The sequence below is a fragment of the Micromonospora sp. USAFONa4 genome (genome assembly GCF_057197825.1).
This window is the reverse complement of sequence record NZ_CM170072.1, coordinates 631,131-650,757: the sequence shown is the minus strand read 5'-3', so window position 1 is coordinate 650,757 and position 19,627 is coordinate 631,131. Positions and strand designations below refer to the sequence as shown.

Genomic DNA, 19,627 nt, shown 5'->3' with positions numbered 1-19,627 from the left:
GAGTACATGGTCCCGGCCGAGTTCGTCGCCGTGGAGGCGATCCCGCTCAACGCCAACGGCAAGGTCGACCGCGCCGCCCTGTGGGACACCGCGGTGCCCGCGCAGCGACAGCACGTCGCCCCGGCGACCGAGCTGGAGGAGCGGCTGGCGGAGATCTGGGGCCAGGTGCTCCAGCTCGAACAGGTCAGCACCCGGGACAGCTTCTTCGACCTCGGCGGGCACTCCATCAGCGCCATCGCGCTCGTGGGCGCGCTGCGCGGCGCCGGCCACCCGGTCTCGGTACGCGACGTCTTCGTGCACCGCACCGTCGCCGCCCTGGCCGCGCACCTCTCCGGCGGGGACGACACGGAGGTCGCGCCCGCCTTCCGGGCCGTCGCCCCGTTCAGCCTGCTCGACGACGCCGACCGGGCCAAGCTGCCCGCCGGGCTCGCCGACGCGTACCCGTGCGCGCAGGTGCAGCTCGCCATGCTGGTGGTGACGCTCTCCGACTCGGAGCGGCGCACCTACCACAACGTGTCGGCGTTCCCGATCCGCGACGAGCACGCCTTCGACGGCGACGCGCTGCGCCGGGCCGTACGGACCGTCGTGGAGCGGCACGAGATCCTGCGTACGTCGTTCGACCTGACCGGCTACTCGGTGCCGATGCAGCTCGTGCACGCCGAGGTGCCCGTCGACGTCACCCTGCTCGACCTGCGCGACGGCACCGACGAGGAGGCCGAGAGCCGGCTGCGGGCGTACCTGGCCGCCGAGCGGTCCCGGCCGTTCACCCCCGACCAGGTCCCGCAGATGCGCATCGCCGGGGCGGCCGGCCGCGACGACACGTGGTGGTTCGTGCTGACCATGTCGCACGGCATCCTCGAGGGCTGGAGCCACCACTCGCTGCTCATGGAGATCCTCGACAACTACCGCAGCCTGCGCGACACCGGCGCACCGGCGGCGTTCGAGGCGCCCCCGGTCCGCTACGCCGACTTCGTCGCCGGCGAGATCGAGGCGCTGGCGTCGGACGAGGACCGCGACTACTGGCAGGGCGTCGTCGCCCGCCCGGTCTTCGAACTGCCCGCCGGCTGGGGCGAGGACGAGTCGGTCCCGGAGTACGAGTGCGGCACCCGCGTCCCACTGCACGACCTGATGGACGACCTGCGCGAGCTGGCCAGCCGCACCGACACGTCGCTGAAGAGCGTGCTGCTGGCCGCGCACCTGAAGGTGATGAGCCAGCTCACCGCCGAGCCCGTGTTCACCAGCGGGCTGGTCAGCCACGGCCGGCCCGAGGTGACCGGCGCCGACCGGGTCTACGGGATGCACCTGAACACGCTGCCGTTCGTGCACGACGCGGGCGCGCGTACCTGGCGGGAGCTGATCCGCAACACCTTCGCCGGGGAACTGGAGCTGTGGCCGCACCGCCGCTACCCGCTGCCGGCCGTGCAGCGCCTGGGCGACGGACGCCGACCGATCGAGATCCTCTTCAACTACCTCGACTTCGAGCAGGTCGACACCGAGCGGGTCGACTTCGAGGACGCCATCTACGAGGCCAGCGGCGAGTTCGGCCTGCACGTCTCCACCCTCGGCGGCGTGCTCAACATCCTGGCCCGGCCGCACCAGGTCAGCTACCCCAACGTCCTGCGCCTCGGCGGCATGTACCGGGCGGCGCTGGAGGCCATGGTGGCCGACGTGGACGGTGACGCGTCGGTGACGTGCCTGCCTCCGGGTGAGGCGTCGGTCGTGCTGGCCGACGGGGCGTCGGCGGTGGTGCCGGTGTCGCGCTCGGTCCTCGCCGAGTGCGAGGCGCGGGCTACGGAGGCGCCGTCGGCGGAGGCGGTGTCCGAGCCGGGCGGCCGGTCGGTCGACTTTGCGGGCCTGGACGTCCGCGCCGCCGTGATCGGGCGGCGGCTGGCCGGCCGGGGTGTGGGTGCCGGTGCGGTGGTGGGTGTGCTGCTGGACCGTGGTGTGGAGCTGGTGGCGTCGATGCTGGGGGTGTGGAAGGCGGGTGCGGCGTTCGTGCCGGTGGATCCGTCGTACCCGCCGGGTCGCATCGCGGCGATGCTCGCCGACGCCGGTGCCCGGGTCGCGGTCACCTCGCAGCGGTACGCGGACCGGTTCGCCGGCGCCGGGGTCGACGTGCTCCGGGTGGACGAGATCGTGGACGACGGCGCCGAGGAGGCCACGGCCGACGGTGACCTGCGCGCGGCCCTGCCCGGGCCGATCGACCTCGACGAGTTGGCGTATGTGATTTTCACGTCGGGGTCGACGGGTCGGCCGAAGGGTGTGCAGGTGTCGCACCGGGGGTTGGCGAATCATGTGCGGTGGGCGGCGGGTGAGTTGGCGTCGCGTGGTGCGGGTGGTTGTGCGGTGTTCTCGTCGGTGGCGTTCGACTTGCAGGTGCCGAATTTGTGGGCGCCGTTGGTGGCGGGTCAGCGTGTGGTGATGGTGGGTCAGGATGTGGATCTGGCCGAGTTGGGTGCGGTGTTGGCGTCGTCGGGGCCGTTCAGTTTCTTGAAGTTGACGCCGGGTCACCTGGAGATTCTTGGTCGGCAGTTGTCGGATGAGGCGTTGGCGTCGTTGGCGCCGGTGGTGGTGGTCGCTGGTGAGGCGCTGCCGGCGGCCCTCGCCAACCGGTGGTTGGGTCTGCTTGGTGCCGGTGGGTTGGTTAACGAGTACGGGCCGACCGAGGCGAGTGTCGGCACGTGCATCTTCCCGATCGAGACCGAGCAGGCGGGTCCGGTGGTGCCGATCGGCCGTGCCCTGCCGGGCATGACGATGTACGTGCTCAACCGGGACCTGCACCTGGCCCCGGTGGGTGTGGTCGGTGAGCTGTACGTCGGTGGCGTGGGCGTGGCCCGTGGTTACGCGGGTCAGCCGGCGCTCACGGCCGAGCGGTTCCTGCCCGACCCGTTCGCCGCCGCATCCGGGACCGTAACCGCCGGAACCGCAGCCGCAGCCGGAACCGCGGCAGCCGCCGCCGGAACCACGGCCGGGGCGCGGATGTACCGCACCGGGGACCTGGTGCGGCGGCTGCCCGACGGGGCGGTGGAGTTCGTCGGGCGGGTCGACCACCAGGTGAAGATCCGCGGCTACCGCATCGAACTCGGCGAGATCGAGGCCGTCCTGGAGGGCACCGACGGCGTGGCCGACGCGGTCGCCCTGGTCTCCGGATCGGCCGCCGAGGGCGACGCCCGGCTGGTGGCGTTCTACCGCCCGGCCGCGTCGGCGACGCCGGGCCTGCTGGACCGGATCCGGCAGCGGTGCGCTGAGCACCTGCCGGAGTACATGATCCCGGCCGAGTTCGTCGCCGTGGAGGCGATCCCGCTCAACGCCAACGGCAAGGTCGACCGCGCCGCCCTCTGGGAGGCGGCGGTGCCCGTCGAGCGGGCACACGTCGCCCCGGAGACCGAGCTGGAGAGCCGGCTCGCCGGGATCTGGGGCCAGGTGCTCAACCTGGAACAGGTCAGCACCCGGGAGAGCTTCTTCGACCTCGGCGGCGACTCGCTGCGCGCGGTCGCCCTGGTCGGCGCGCTGCGGGCGGCCGGCTTCGGGGTGGCCGTCCGGGACGTCTTCGTGCACCGCACGGTCGCCGCCCTGGCCGGGCACCTCTCCGCCAAGGACGCCGCCCCGGCGGCCCCGGCCTTCCAGGCCGTCGCGCCCTTCTCCCTGTTGACCGCCGCCGACCGGGCCGCCCTGCCCGCCGGCCTGGTGGACGCCTACCCGGCCGTGCAGGCGCAGGTAGGCATGGCCGTGGAGATCCAGAAGGACCCCGGCAAGTCGCTCTACCACATCGTGCGCTGCTTCCGGGTGCACAGTGGACGGCCCTTCTCGGCCGACGCGCTGCGGGCCGCCGTGCGGGACGTGGTCGGCCGGCACGAGACGCTGCGTACCTCGTTCGACCTGACCGGCTACTCGGTGCCGATGCAGCTCGTGCACGCCGAGGCGCCCGTCGACGTACGGGTGACGGAGCTGACCGGCGACGACGTCGAGGCGCGGCTGCGGGCGTACGTCGACGCGGAGCGGGCCCGCCCCTTCGCGCTGGACCAGCCGGCGCCGCTGCTGCGGGTCGCCGCCCACCGCACCGACGAGCGGGGCTGGTGGCTCACCGTCGCCGTCAGCCACCTGGTCACCGGCGGCTGGGACCTGAACACCCTCCTGGTCGAGCTGATCGGCTGCTACGAGCGGCGCAGCGCCGGCATGGTGCCCGAGTCGCCCGAGCCGACCGCCGTCCGGTACGCCGACTTCGTCGCCGCCGAACTGGCCGCGCTGAAGGGCGGCGAGGACGAGGCGTACTGGCGGGGCGTCGTCGACACGTACGCCGGCTTCACCACGCCGGACGGCTGGGGCCGCACCGACGGCCCGCGCGAGAGCCTGCGGACCCGGGTCAGCTACCAGGACCTGGAGCCGAAGCTGCGGGCGCTCGCGTCGACCCTCGACGTGTCGCCCAAGTCGGTGCTGCACGCCGCGCACCTGAAGGTGATGAGCCAGCTCACCGACCAGGGGCGGTTCTACACGGGCCTGGTGTGCGACGCGCGGCCCGAGGTGCGGGGCGCCGAGCGGGTGCACGGCATGTACATCAACGTGCTGCCGTTCGCGCACGCCCGGGGTGCCGGCACGTGGCGGGAGCTGGTGCGGTCGGTCTTCGACCGCGAGGTGGAGCTGTGGCCGCACCGGCGGTACCCGCTGCCGGCGGTGCAGCGGATGGCCGGCGCCGGGTCCCGCCCGATCGACGTCGTCTTCGACTACACCGAGTTCCGCCGGGCCGGGGCGGTCGCCGACGAGTCCGTCGACTTCGAGGCCATCGCCGGGGAGGGCGGCACCGAGTTCGCCCTCCAGGTGACCGCCGCCGGCGGCTTCCTCGACCTGGTCGGCGACAGCCACGTCTTCGGTCCCGCCGCGCTGGCGCGGGTGGGGGCGATGTTCCGCGAGGTGCTGACGGCCATGGTGGCCGACCCCGAGGGCGACGCGGTCGCCGTCCGCCTCCCGGCGGCGGAACGCGACGAGGTCGAGGGCTGGTCGTCCGGCGGGACCGCCGAGGTCGGCGGGTACGCCCCGGCGGCGTTCGAGGCGCAGGCCGCGCGCCGGCCGGACGCGGTGGCGGTCACCTGCGACGGCACCCGCGTCAGCTACCGGGACCTGAACGCCCGGGCGAACCGGTTGGCGCACCACCTGCGGGGGCTGGGTGTGGGGCCGGAGGTCCTGGTCGGGGTGTGCGCGCACCGCTCGGTGGAGCAGGTCGTGGGGATGCTGGCGGTGCACAAGGCGGGTGGGGTGTACCTGCCGTTGGATCCGTCGTACCCGGCGGAGCGGTTGGCGTTCATGCTTGCCGACGCGGCGGCCCCGGTGCTGCTCACCACCGCCGAGCTGCGCGGCCAGCTCCCGGTGGCCGAGGCGACCACCGTGCTGCTGGACGCCCCGGACGCCTGGGCGGGCCGGCCGGCCACCGACCCCGAGCCGGTCACCCACGCCGACAGCGGCTGCTACGTCATCTACACCTCCGGCTCGACCGGCCAGCCCAAGGGCGTCCTCGTGCCGCACCGGGCGCTGGTCAACCGCTCCGCGTACGCCGGCCGGCGGATCAACCGCCTCGACGAAGAAGCCGTGCTGCTCCAGAAGACCGAGATCGGCTTCGACGTCTCCCCGGCCGAGGTCTACGCGGCCCTGTCGGCGGGCGCCCGGATCGTGGTGGCCCGCCCCGGCGGGCACCGCGACCCCGCGTACCTGCGGGAGCTGATCGTCCGCGAGGGCGTCACCGCCGTCGAGCTGGTGCCGAGCATGCTCTCCGCGCTGCTGGCCGAGGGGATCGGCGGCTGCCGGTCGCTGCGGTCGGTGGCCGTCGGCGGCGAGGAGATCGCCGTCGACGTGGCGCGGGCGTTCCTGGCCGCGCTGCCCGGCTGCGAGCTGCACAACACGTACGGCCCGGCCGAGACCACCGTCGACGTCACGAGCTGGCTCTGCACCGCCGACGCCCTGGCCGGGCTGACCCGGGTGCCGCTCGGCACCCCGTTCACCAACCTCACCGTCCGGGTGCTCGACGAGCACCTGCAACCGGTGCCGGTCGGGGTGCGCGGCGAGCTGTGCATCGGCGGGACCGGGCTGGCCCGGGGCTACCTCGGGGCGCCCGGAACGACCGCGCAGCGGTTCGTGCCGGACCCGTACGGCGCGCCCGGATCGCGGCTGTACCGCACCGGGGACGCGGCGGCGTGGCGGCCCGATGGCACCGTCGACTTCCTGGGGCGCATCGACTCGCAGGTCAAGCTGCACGGCGTACGCATCGAGCTGGGGGAGATCGAGACGGCCCTGCGGGCCTGCCCCGGGGTGACCGACGCGGTCGCCGCCATCCGCGAGCAGGACGGCCGGCGCACCCTGGTCGGCTACCTCGTCGCCGACGGCGGGCCCGCGCCCACCCCCGGTGAGCTGCGGGAGCGGCTGCTGGCCGAGCTGCCCGAGGCGACGGTGCCGGCCGCGTACGTCACGATCGACGCCGTTCCCGTGGACCCGCACGGCAAGGTCGACAGGCGGCAACTGCCGGCGCCGGACGCGCGGTCCTACGCCCGGGGCCGCTACGAGCGGCCCAACGGCCCGGTGGAGTCGGCGATGGCCGGCGTCTGGTCGTGGGTGCTCGACCTCGACCGGGTCAGCGTCACCGAGAGCTTCTTCGACCTGGGCGGCGACTCGATGACGGCGGTGACCCTGGTCGGGTCGCTGCGCGCCGCCGGCCACGACGTCACCGTGCGGGACATCTTCGCGCACCGCACGATCCGCCGCCTGGTCACCGCGCTCGCCGAGGCCGACACACCCAAGGAGGGGGCCTTTCGCCCCGTCGAGCCGTACGCGCTGATCGACGCCGCCGACCGGGCCAGGCTGCCCGGCGGGCTGGTCGACGCGTACCCGGCGACGCAGGCGCAGGTCGGCATGGCCGTGGAGATCCAGAAGGACCCGGAGAGGTCGCTGTACCACATCGTGCAGTCGATCCGGGTGGACGACGGGCGGCCGTTCGACGCCCGCGCGCTCCAGGCGACGGTCGACGCGCTGGTCGCCCGGCACGAGACGCTGCGCACCTCGGTCGACCTGACCGGCTACTCGGTGCCGATGCAGCTGGTGCGCGCGAGCGTCGCCGTGCCGGTCGCCGTGCACGCCGCCGCTGATCACTCCGAGCACCTGGCCGCCGAGCGGCGTACCCCCTTCGACCTGGACTCGGACGCCGCGCTGCTGCGGGTCGCCGCGCACGCCGACGGCGCCGGGGCCTGGTGGCTGACCCTCGCCGTGAGTCACCTGGTGACGGGCGGCTGGGACCTCAACGCCCTGCTCGCCGAGCTGCTCGGCGAGTACGCCCGGCGCAGCCGCGGCGAGGCGCCGAGGCAGGACGAGCCTCCCGCCGTCCGGTACGCCGACCACGTCGCCGGGGAACTGGCGGCGCTGCGCTCGCCGGAGACCGCCGAGCACTGGCGGGCGGTGGTGACCGGGCGGCCCAAGTTCACCCTCCCGGACGCCTTCGGCGACCGCTCCGGCGCGGCGACGGTCTGCCGGTACACGGTGGACGTCAACGACCTGGACGCGGCGCTCCGGCGGTTCGCCAGCGACACCAGCACCTCGGTCAAGGCGGTGCTGCACGCCGCGCACCTGAAGGTGATGAGCCAGCTCACCAGCGGGTCCGCCTTCTACACGGGCCTGGTGTGCGACGCGCGGCCGGAGGTGCGGGGCGCGGAGCGGGTGCACGGGATGTACATCAACGTGCTGCCGTTCCCGCACGCCCGCGCGGCGGGGACGTGGCGGGAGCTGGTGCGGTCGGTCTTCGACCGCGAGGTGGAGCTGTGGCCGCACCGGCGCTACCCGCTGCCGGCCGTGGCGCGGCTGGCCGACGCCGGGTCGCGGCCGATCGACATCGTCTTCGGCTACGTGGAGACCCGGCAGGACGGCGGCCCGGCGGCCGAGGCACCCGGCACGGACCTGGTCGAGGTCGGCGGGCCCGGGGCCACCGAGTTCGGCCTGTCGGTCGGGGCGGGCGGCGGCACCGTCCGCCTGGTCAGCGACAGCCGGACCGCCGACCCGGCCGCCCTGGTGCGGATCGGGGCGATGTTCCGCGAGGTGCTGACGGCGATGGTGACCGACCCGGACGGGGACGCGGCGGCGCCGCGCCTGCCGGCCGGGGAGCGCGAGGAGATCGCCCGGTTCGCCCCGGGCCGGACCGTCGAGGTCGGCGGGTACGTGCCGGCGGCGTTCGAGGCGCAGGCCGCGCGGCGGCCGGACGCCGTGGCCATCACGGCCGAGGGCGTGTCGTTCTCGTACGGGCAGCTCAACGGCCGGGCGAACCGGCTGGCGCACCACCTGCGGGGGCTGGGGGTGGGGCCGGAGGTCTTGGTCGGGGTGTGTGCCCACCGCTCGGTGGAGCAGGTCGTGGGGATGCTGGCGGTGCACAAGGCGGGTGGGGTGTACCTGCCGTTGGATCCGTCGTACCCGGCGGAGCGGTTGGCGTTCATGCTTGCCGACGCGGCGGCCCCGGTGCTGCTGACCACCGCCGAGCTGCGGGCGCAGCTGCCGCCGGTCGACGCCACGGTGGTGCTGCTCGACGAGCCGGACGCCTGGGCCGGCCGGCCGCCGACCGACCCGGAGCCGCTGACGGGCCCCGACAACGGCAGCGTCGTCATCTACACCTCGGGCTCCACCGGCCGCCCCAAGGGCTCGCTGCTGTCGCACCGCGCCCTGGTCAACCGCACCGGGCACGTCGGCGCGCGGGTCTACCGGCTGGACTCCGACGCCGTCGTGCTCCAGAAGACCGAGATCGGCTTCGACGTCTCGCCGGGAGAGGTCTACGCGGCACTGTCGGCGGGCGCCCGGATCGTGGTGGCCCGCCCCGGCGGGCACCGCGACCCCGCGTACCTGTGCGAGCTGATGGCCCGCGAGGGCGTCACCACCGTCCACTTCGTGCCGTCGATGCTGCCGGCGCTGCTCGCCGAAGGGCTGGCCGGGTGCCGGTCGCTGCGGTCGGTGGCCGTCGGCGGCGAGGAGATCGGCGTCGACGTGGCGCGGGCGTTCCTGGCCGCGCTGCCCGGCTGCGAGCTGCACAACACGTACGGCCCGGCCGAGGCCACCGTCGACGTGAGCAGCTGGCAGTGCACCGCCGACGCCCTGACCGGGCTGTCCCGGGTGCCGCTCGGTACGCCCCACCCGAACCTGCGGCTGTACGTCCTCGACGAGCGGCTCGACCTCGTGCCGGTCGGCGTGCCCGGCGAGCTGTGCATCGGCGGGACGGGGCTGGCCCGGGGCTACCTGGGCCAGCCGGGGCTGACCGGCTCGCGGTTCGTGCCGGACCCGTACGGCCCGCCCGGGTCCCGGCTGTACCGCACCGGGGACGCGGCGGCGTGGCGGCCGGACGGCACCGTGGACTTCCTGGGCCGGCTCGACTCCCAGGTGAAGCTGCACGGCGTACGGATCGAACTGGGCGAGATCGAGACGGCCCTGCGCGGCTGCCCCGGCGTGGCCGACGCCGTCGCCGCCGTCCGTGAGCACGACGGCCGCCGCATCCTCGTCGGGTACGTGCTGCCGACCCCCGGCGACGCACCGGCCCCGTCCGGGCTGCGGGAGCGGCTGCTCGCCGCGCTGCCCGAGGCGATGGTGCCGGCCGCCTACGTCACCCTCGACGCCATCCCCAAGGACCCGAACGGCAAGGTCGACCGGCGCCAGCTCCCGGCCCCAGACACCGGCGCGTACGCCACCGGGGACTACCAGGCCCCGACCGGCGACGTGGAGGAGGAGATCGCCGCGATCTGGGCCCGGGTGCTCGGCGTGGCCCGGGTCGGCGTCACCGACAGCTTCTTCGACCTCGGCGGCGACTCGATGCTCGCGGTCACCCTCGTCGGCACGCTGCGCGCCGCCGGGCACCCCACCAGCGTGCGGGACGTCTTCGCCCACCGCACCGTACGCCGGCTGGCCGCCGCGCTGACCGACGCCGACACCGACGAGTTCCGCCCGGTCGCCCCGTACGCGCTGATCGGTGCCGCCGACCGCGCCCGGCTGCCCGGCGGCCTGGTCGACGCCTACCCGGCGTCGCGCACCCAGCTCGGCATGCTTGTGGAGTCGGCCGTCAGCGGCGACCGCGCCGTCTACCACAGCGTCCTCGCCCACCAGGTCCGCGACGGGCGGCCGTTCGACGCCGGGGCGCTACGCGGCGCGGTCCGCGCCGTGGTGGCCCGGCACGAGATCCTGCGCACGTCGTTCGACCTGGTCGGCTACTCGGTGCCGATGCAGCTCGTGCACGCCCACGCCGAACCCGACGTGCGCGTCGAGGACGGCCGGGGTGTCCCGGCCGAGCGGCACGCCGCGCTCTTCGCCGAGTTCATCGCCGCCGAGCGGGCCCGCCCGTTCGACGTCGCCACCGCGCCGCTGCTGCGGGTCACCGCGCACGTGGACAGCGACGAGAGCTGGTGGTTCACCTTCACCATCTCCCACACCGTCACCGAGGGTTGGAGCAGCGCGCGGCTGGTCACCGAGGTGCTCGACCGCTACGCCGAGCTGGCCGACGGCCGCACCCCGGCGCCGGCCGCCGTGCCGCCCGTGCGCTACGCCGACTTCATCGCCGCCGAGATCGCCGCGCTGGAGTCGACCGCCGACCGGGAGCACTGGCGGTCGGTGTGGGACGGGCGTGCCCCGTTCACCCCGCCCGCCGGCTGGGGCGAGCCGGACGCGCCGGACGCCACGGTGGACGCCACTGTCGACTTCGCCGACCTGGACGAGGCGCTGCGCGCCCTGGCCCGCGACACCGACGTGTCGGTGAAGGCGGTGCTGCACGCCGCGCACCTGAAGGTGCTCAGCCAGCTCACCGGCGAGCCGGGCTTCCACGCCGGCCTCGTCTGCGACGCCCGGCCCGAGGTGCTCGGCGCCGACGAGGTGCACGGCATGTACCTCAACACGGTGCCGTTCCCGTACGACCGGTCGGCCCGCACCTGGCGGGACCTCGTCGCCGCGGTGTTCGACCGGGAGGTCGCGCTGTGGCCGCACCGGCGGTTCCCGCTGGCGGAGATGCAGCGCGAGGCCGGCCACCGGCTGCTGCACGTCCTGTTCAACTACCAGGACTTCACCCGCGCGACGCAGGGCGGCGACGGATCGGGCCCGGTGGTCACCGGCGCCGCCGGCGAGGGCGCCACCGAGTTCGACCTCTCCTGCTTCGCCCAGCGGGGCCGCTACGCGCTCTCCGCCCGGGCGGGGCAGGTCAGCCAGGCCAACCTGGACCGGATCGCCGGCATGTACCGCGCGGTGCTGGAGGCGATGGTCGCGGACCCCGACGGCGACTGCCAGGCGGTCTGCGTGCCCGGGGGAGAGCGGGACCGGCTGCTCGGCGTCACCGACCAGGGCGCGGACGAGCCGGTCACGGGCACCATGGTCGAGCTGTTCCGGGCCCAGCTGGCCCGCGATCCGCAGGCCGTGGCCGTGGTGGCCGGCGCGGTGGAGCTGACGTACGCCCAGGTCGACGCCGCCGCCAACCGGCTCGCGCACCACCTGCGCGCGGCCGGCGCCGGCCGGGAGACCGTCGTCGGGGTCTGCCTCGACCGGGACGCGGACCTGGTGCCCGCGCTGCTCGGCGTGCTCAAGGCGGGGGCGGCGTACCTGCCGCTGGACCCGGCCCAGCCCGCCGAGCGGCTCGGCTACATGCTGGCCGACGCCGGGGCGCGGACCGTGGTGACGACCTCCGCGCAGGCGGCGGTGCTCGCCGGCTTCGACGGGCGGCGGGTGCTGCTGGACGCAGGCGACCTGGCCGGGCACCCGGAGACCGATCCGGGGATCGCCCGCGACCCCGACGACCTCGTCTACGTCATCTACACCTCCGGCTCGACCGGCCGGCCCAAGGGCGTCTGCGTGAGCGACGCCAACGTGCTGCGCCTGCTCGACGCCGCGCAGGAGCACTACGCGGTGGACGAGACCGACGTGTGGGCGCTGTTCCACTCGTACGCCTTCGACGTCTCCGTCTGGGAGCTGTGGGGGGCGCTGCTGCACGGCAGCCGGCTGGTGGTGGTGCCCCGCGAGGTGGCCCGCGTGCCGCAGGACCTGCTGGAGCTGCTGGTGACGCAGCGGGTCACCATGCTGGCGCAGACCCCGACGGCGCTGCGCGGGCTGGTCCGGCTCGCCGCCGAGGACGCCCCCGGGATCCGGGAGCTGTCGCTGCGCGCCGTGGTGATCGCGGGGGAGAAGCTCGACTTCGCCGACCTCGCCCCGTGGGCGTCCCGCCTCGGGCTGGCCCGTACGGCGCTGGTCAACATGTACGGGATCACCGAGACCACCGTCTACTCCACCTACCACCGGATCACCCGGGCCGACCTGGCGCCCGAAGTGGGCAGCCGCATCGGCCGACCGCTGTCCGGCGTGCGGATGTACGTGCTCGACCAGTACGGCCACCCGGCGCCCATCGGGGTGCCCGGCGAGGTGTACCTGGCCGGGCACGGGGTGGCCCGCGGCTACCTCAACCAGCCCGAGCTGACCGCCCGGCGGTTCCTGCCCGACCCGTACGGCCCGGCCGGCAGCCGGATGTACCGCACCGGCGACCTGGCCACCCGCCTGCCCGACGGCAGCGTGGAGTTCCTCGGCCGCCTCGACGACCAGGTGAAGCTGCGGGGCTACCGGATCGAGCCGGGCGAGATCGAGGCGGCGCTGACCGCGCTGCCCGGTGTCGCGGAGGCGGTCGTCGTGCTGCGCGCGGACGACCCGGCCGACCCCCGGCTGACCGCCTACCTGGTGGCCGGCGGCGGGGAGCCGCCGCAGGTCGCCGCGCTGCGCGAGCGGCTGGGTCGCAGCCTGCCGGAGTACATGGTCCCGTCGGCGTTCGTGCTGCTGGAACAGTTGCCGCGCAACAACAGCGGCAAGCTGGACCGGCGGGCGCTGCCCGCGCCCACCGGCGCGACGCTGGCGGGCCGGGACTTCGTCGCCCCGGCGGGCCCGCTGGAGGAGCGCGTCGCCGCCGTCTGGGCCGACGTGCTGGGCCTGCCGGCGGTCGGCGTCACCGACGGCTTCTTCGACCTCGGCGGGCACTCCATCACGGCGCTGGTGCTGGCCGGCACGATGCGCGCGGCCGGGCTGGACGTGACGGTCGCGGACATCTTCCGGCACCCGAGCGTCCGGGCGCTGGGCGAGGTGCTGGCGAGCCGGGACGCGCCGGCGCCGACCGACCGTCCCGTCGAGCCCTTCGAGCTGGTCGCCCCCGCCGACCTGCCGCTGCTGCCGGCCGGGCTTGACGACGCGTACCCGCTGTCGCGGGTGCAGCTGGGGATGCTGCTGGAGATGCTGGCCGACAACGGCCAGAACCACTACCACAACGTCGTCTCGTTCCTGATCCCCGACGACGAGCCGTTCGACCTGGCGACGCTGCGGACCGCCGTCGACGAGGTGGTGGCCCGGCACGACGTGCTGCGTACGTCGGTGGACACGAGCGGCTACTCGGTGCCCATGCAGTTGGTGCACCGCGCGGTGGACGTCCCGGTCGGAACCCGCGACCTGCGCGGGCTGGCCGAGGCGGACCGGACGGCCCTGGTGCGCCGGCTCGTCGGCGAGGAGTACGCCGAGCTGTTCGACGTCGAGCGGGCGCCGCTGCTGCGGTTCACCGTCTGCCTGGAGACCGACCGGAGCTGGCGGCTGGTGCTCACCATCTGCCACGTGATCATCGAGGGCTGGAGCCTGCACGCCCTGGTGATGGAGATCCTGGACCGGTACCACGCGCGGCGGGCGGGCGCGGAACCCGACGTCGCCGCCCCGCCCGGGGTGCGCTTCGCCGACTTCGTCGCCGGTGAGCTGCGCGCCCTGGACTCGGCGGCCGACCAGCGCTACTGGCAGGACGTGGTCGAGCGGCACCCGAGGTTCCGGCTCCCCGCCGCGTGGGCGCCGCCCGCGCCGGCCACCCGGGAGCCGTACACCGAGGTGGTGTCCTACGCGGACCTGGAGCCGCGGCTGCGGGCCCTGGCCTCGGCGGCCCGGGTCTCGCTCAAGGCCGTGCTGCACGCCGCGCACCTGAAGGTGCTCAGCCAGCTCACCGACGAGCCCGCCTTCTACAGCGGGCTGGTCTGCAACACCCGCCCCGACGTGGTGGGCAGCGAGCGGGTCTACGCCATGTCGCTGAACACCCTGCCGTTCCCGCACGACCGGACGGCGGGCAGCTGGCGCGAACTAATCCAGCGGGTGCACGCCCGCGAGGCCGACCTGTGGCCGCACCGGCGCTACCCGGCGCCGGCCATCCGTACCCCCGGCCGGGGCGCCGGCCTCACCGACGTCTACTTCAGCTACCTCGACTTCACCGAGGTCGACGGCGGGCGCACGGCGCCCGTGGAGCGGATCGGCGCGAGCACCTCCGAGTTCGCGCTCGCCGTCGCCGCGGGCGCCGGCCGGCTCGAACTGAGCACCGACAGCCACGCCATGGGTCGGGCCGACGCCGCGCGGCTGGGCGGCATGTACCGGCTGGTGCTGGAGGCCATGGTGGCCGACCCCGACGGCGACCCCCGGGCGGCGTACCTGCCCGCCGGGGAACGCGACGACGTGCTGGTGGGCTGGAACGCCTCGACCGCGCCCGGATGCGTCGACCTCGTCCCGGACCGGGTCGCGGCCCGGGCCGCCGCCACCCCCGACGCGGAGGCCGTCGACGGTACGACCTACGCCGAGTTGGACGCGGCGGCCAACCGGATCGGCCACCACCTGCGCGGGGCGGGGATCGGCCCGGAGCGGGTCGTCGGGGTGCTGCTGGACCGGGGCGTCGACCTCGTCGCCGCCCTGCTCGGGGTGTGGCGGGCCGGCGGCGCGTACCTGCCGATCGACCCGGGGCACCCGGCCGAGCGGGTCGCCGCGATGCTCGCCGACGCCGGGGCGACGGTGGTGGTGACCTCGACCGGCCACGCCGACCGGCTCACCGGCGTCGAGCTGGTGCTGCTCGACCGCGACGCCGAGCGGATCGCCGCGCTGCCCGCCGACCCGCCGCCCGGCCGCCCCGACCCGGGCCACCTCGCGTACGTCATCTTCACCTCCGGCTCGACCGGCCGGCCGAACGGCGTGCAGATCACCCACGGCAGCCTCGCCAACTATCTCGGCTGGGCGGCCGAGGAGCTGATCGCCGACCGCACCGGCGGCGCCGCGCTCTTCTCGTCGGTCGCGTACGACATGGTGGTGACCAGCATCTGGGCGCCGCTGGTCACCGGGCAGCGGCTGTGGCTGCTGCCGCCCGACGCCGGCCTGGACGAGCTGGGCCCGAGGCTGGCCGACGCCGGCCCGTTCAGCTTCGTCAAGCTGACCCCCGGCCACCTCGACCTGCTGACCCGCCAGCTCGACGCGGAGCAGGCGGCGGCCCTGACCCCGCTGCTGGTCCTGGGCGGCGAGGCGTTGACCCGGCAGGTCTGCGACCGCTGGCACGCGCTCGCGCCGGGCAGCGTGCTGCTCAACGAGTACGGGCCGACGGAGGCGACCGTGGCCGTCAGCCGGTACCCGGTCACCGGGCCGCTGCCGGGCGACGTGGCCCCGATCGGCCGGCCGCTGGCCGGGATGCGCACGTACGTCCTCGATGCCGACCTGCAACCGGTGCCGGTGGGCGTGGTCGGCCACGTCCACCTCGGCGGCCCCGGCCTGGCCCGGGGCTACGCCGGCCGGCCGGACCTGACCGCCGACCGGTTCGTGCCCGATCCGTTCGACGCGGACGGCGGGCGGCTGTACCGGACCGGCGACCTGGGCCGCTGGCTGCCGGACGGGCAGCTCGACCTGCTCGGCCGGGTCGACGACCAGGTGAAGATCCGAGGCCACCGGGTGGAGCCCGGCGAGGTCAGGGCGGTGCTGGTGGCGCATCCGGGCGTGCGGGACGCGGTGGTGACCGTCGAGTCGACGGGCGCCGGCGGACCCCGCCTGGTGGCCTACCACGTCGGCGACGCGCCGGACCTGGCCGCGCACTGTGCCCGGTGGCTGCCCAGCCACCTGGTCCCGAGCGTCTTCGTCCCGGTGCCGGCCATCCCGCTCAACGCCAACGGCAAGGTCGACCGTCGGGCGCTGCCCCCGGTGGACCTGGCCGCGGCGGCCGACCACACCCCGCCCCGCCCCGGTCTGGAGCAGCAGATCGCCGACATCTGGGCCGGGGTCCTTGAGATCGACCGGGTGGGCCGGCACGACCGCTTCTTCGCCCTGGGCGGGCACTCGCTGCTGGTCGTACCGGTGGTCACGGCGGCCCGGCAGGCCGGAGTTCCGCTGACGCTGCGGGCGGCGATGCTCGACCGGACCCTGGCCGAGCTGGCCGCCTCGCTCGCCCCGACCGGGGCGGCGGCGTCCGTCGACGCGGCGGATCCGGCGGTACGCGCCGGCGTGGCGCGGGCCGTGCCGGTGCTGCCGGCCGTCGAGCCGCTGCTCGCCGCCCACCGGGTGCCCGGCGCCTCGCTGGCCCTGCTCGCCGACGGCGAGGTGGTGGAGGTCCGCGCCGGCGGGCACCGCGCGGCCGGCGGCGACGCCCCGGTGACCCCGGCGACCATCTTCCAGGTCGGCTCGGTCAGCAAGCTGGTCACCGCGGTGGGCGCGCTGGTCCTCATCGGGCGGGGGCAGCTCCAGCTCGACACGGACGTCAACGCGTACCTGAAGGGCTGGCAGCTGCCGGCCGAGCGGCCGGTGACCCTGCGGCAGCTGCTCTCCCACGTCGCCGGGCTGACCCCGACGGGCAGCACCGGACACCCGCGTGGTGGCCCGGTGCCGAGCCTGTCGGACGTGCTGCACGGCCGGGGCGTGCCCACCGGTCCGGTCCGGGCGCTCGACGCGCCCGACGCGGTGGCGGTGGAGCGCAACAGCCACTTCGTGGTGGTGCAGCAGCTCATGGAGGACGTCACCGCGACGCCCTTCGCCGACCTGATGGCCGAGCTGGTCTTCGGACCGGCGGGGATGACCGGCAGCAGCTTCGACCAGAGCTTCCCGGAGACGTCCGGCCGGCCGGTGGCCGTCGGGCACGACGAGCGGGGTGAGCCGCTCCCGGGCGGCTGGCAGGTGCGTACGGACCTGGCGGCGGCCGGCCTCTGGACCACCGCCACCGACCTGGCCCAGCTCGTCAGGGAGATCCACCTCGCGTACCGGGGCGACCCGGCCCTGCTGAGCCGGGAGCTGGCGGTGGCGCAACTGACCACCGGAACGGGCGGCGTCTTCGGACTCGGCTGCATGGTGGACCGCATCGACGGGCCCGCCGGGACACGGGTGGAGTTCACCCACCGGGGCCGCATCCCCGGCTACCAGGCGCTCACCGCCGGCCGGGTGCCCGACGGCTCCGGGCTGGTGCTGCTGACCAACGGCGACCAGGGCCACGAGGTCGTGTCGCGGCTGGCGTCCGACACCGCACTGACGGAGGAAATGTGATGACGACCGTACCGAGCATCCTTGCCACGGTCACCGACCCACCGACCCGGCAGGTGCGGCACCTGGTGTCGATCCGCGACCTGACCGACGACGACCTCTACTCGATCGTGGCGCGGGGGGCGCGGTTCGCCGCCGGCGAGTCCGCCAGCCCGCTGGCCGACCGGGTGGTCGGCACCTACTTCGTGAAGACGTCGACCCGGACCCGGACCGCGTTCACCGTGGCCGCACTGCGGCTCGGCGCGAAGACCATCCAGTACGGGCCGGGCGACCTCCAGGTCAACACCGGGGAGACCAGCGAGGACACCGGCCGGGTGCTGTCGGGCATGCTCGACGTGCTGGTGGCGCGCACCGCCGCCGACCCGGGGGAGATGCGCGACTGGTCGCGCCAGCACCGGATGGCCGTGATCAACGCGATGAGCGCCGAGGAGCACCCGACGCAGGCGCTGGCCGACCTGACCACCCTGCTGCGGCGCTTCGGCCGCATCGAACACCTGCGGCTGCTCTACCTGGGCGAGGCGAACAACACCGCCACCGCCCTGGCCCTGGCGTTGACCCGCTTCCCCGGCGTCGAGTTGGAGCTGCGCACCCCGGCGGGGTACGGGCTGCCGGCGGAGATCGCGGCGGTCGCGCGGGAGCAGGCGCAGCGCTGCGGCGCCCACCTCGTCGAACGGCACCACATGGACGACCTGCCGGGTGACCTGGACGCCATCTACACCACCCGGTGGCAGACCACCGGCACCAGCAAGCCCGACCCCGACTGGCGGACGCACTTCGCCCCGTTCCAGGTGGACCGGGAGCTGTGGCGGCGCAGCCCGCACGCCGTCTTCATGCACGACCTCCCGGCGCACCGGGGGGAGGAGGTCACCTCCGAGGTGCTCGACGGGCCGGCCAGCATCGCCTTCCAGCAGGCGGAGAACAAGCTCTACAGCGCGATGGCCGTGCTCGACTGGTGCCGGGCCACCCCCGCCGGGTCCGCGTCGTGAGCGCGGTCGGGCACCCGGCGGCCACGTCCCGGCAGCCGGGGCGCCTGACCGGCAACCGCGACTTCCTGCTGCTCTGGGTCGGCTCCGGGGTCTCCGCGCTGGGTTCCCGGGCCACCTCGATCAGCTACACCCTGCTGGTCTTCTGGTCGACCGGTTCGGCCGCGGCGGCCAGCCTGGTGACCTTCGCCGCGCTGCTGCCCAACCTGGTGACCCAGTTGCCGGCGGGGGCGCTGGTCGACCGCTGGGACCGGCGCCGCACGATGGTGCTCTGCAACGTCGGGCGGATCGTCGCGATCGGCAGCGTCGCGGTCGCGGTGGCCCGGGACTCGGTGTCGCTGCCGCACCTGATGGCGGTCGCGTTCGTGGAGGCCAGCCTGGGCATCTGCTACGCCCTGGCCGAACGCGCCGCGGTGTTCAACGTGGTCCCGGCCGACCGGTACGGCGCCGCGACGGCGGCGAACGAGTCGCGGGCCAACGCGGCCAGCATCCTCGGCCAGCCGGCCGGCGCCGGGCTGTACGCGCTGACCCGCTGGGCGCCGTTCGGCTTCGCCGTGCTGATGCACGTGATCTCGCTGGTCACCCTGCTGTTCGTGCGGCGGGACCTGCAGGCGCCGAAGGCGCGCGCGGACGAGCCCGGTGGCCTGCTGACCCGGGTGCGGGAGGGCTTCGTCTTCGTCTGGGGCCAGCTCTACCTGCGCCGCGCCCTCGGCCTCTTCGCGGCGAGCAACATCCTGTTCCAGGTGCTGGGCCTGGGCCTCGTGGTGATCGTCAAGAACCTGGGCGGCTCGTCAGCCACGGTCGGGATGCTGCTGATGGTGAACAGCGTCTTCGGCATGGCCGGCGCGATGACCAGCAACTTCTACCTGAGTCGCTGGGGGATCCGCCGGATCATCATGGGGGTCAACATCGCCTGGGCGGTGCTGATGCCGCTGCTCGCGCTGGTACCGGGACTCGCGCTGGCGCCGGGACTCGTCGTCCTCGGCGCGATCTTCGCGTTGATCCACTACGGCGCCGGCATCAGCAACGTGGCCGGGATGCTGTACGTGCTCCAGAGCGCACCTGACCACCTGCGCGGGCGGGCCGGCTCGATCGTCATGCTGCTCAGCTCGGGAGCCAACTCGCTGGGGGCGCTGTTCGCGGGCTTCCTGCTCGACTCGACGAGCTTCACCAGGGCCATGCTGATCGTGGGCGGGGCGATGGGGGTGATCGCGGTGCTCGCGGTGCTCGGCTTCGGCGGTCGGGCCCGGGCCGAGGCGGAGCGGGCGGAGGCCGCCGAGCGGGCGGGCCGCGCGACCCGGGACGGCGGCGATATGGACGGAATATAG

The 19,627-nt window shown here is 74.8% G+C and carries 3 protein-coding genes (1 of these 3 running past the window's edge); all 3 read left to right on the top strand.

Translation table 11 applies throughout. From position 1 onward, the window contains the following. Tightly spaced (each overlapping or abutting the next), the 3 genes in view from AC0OO9_RS02655 to AC0OO9_RS02645 form a layout consistent with a single transcriptional unit that may run on beyond the window. Positions 1–17,319: the 3' portion of a non-ribosomal peptide synthase/polyketide synthase gene (locus AC0OO9_RS02655; RefSeq protein ID WP_484515261.1), read on the top strand. 6,087 nt of this gene lie to the left of the window's left edge; only the last 17,319 of its 23,406 coding nucleotides appear in the window; its start codon lies beyond the left edge, outside the window; the stop codon is at positions 17,317–17,319. After that, the gene (locus tag AC0OO9_RS02650) at positions 17,319–18,302 is read left to right on the top strand and encodes an ornithine carbamoyltransferase (protein ID WP_484515260.1); all 984 of its coding nucleotides are present in this window, start codon (positions 17,319–17,321) and stop codon (positions 18,300–18,302) included. The genes AC0OO9_RS02655 and AC0OO9_RS02650 overlap by 1 nt, the downstream gene beginning before the upstream one ends. Next, the gene (locus AC0OO9_RS02645; RefSeq protein ID WP_484515258.1) at positions 18,299–19,627 is read left to right on the top strand and encodes an MFS transporter; all 1,329 of its coding nucleotides are present in this window, start codon (positions 18,299–18,301) and stop codon (positions 19,625–19,627) included. Before AC0OO9_RS02650 ends, AC0OO9_RS02645 begins: the two co-directional genes overlap by 4 nt.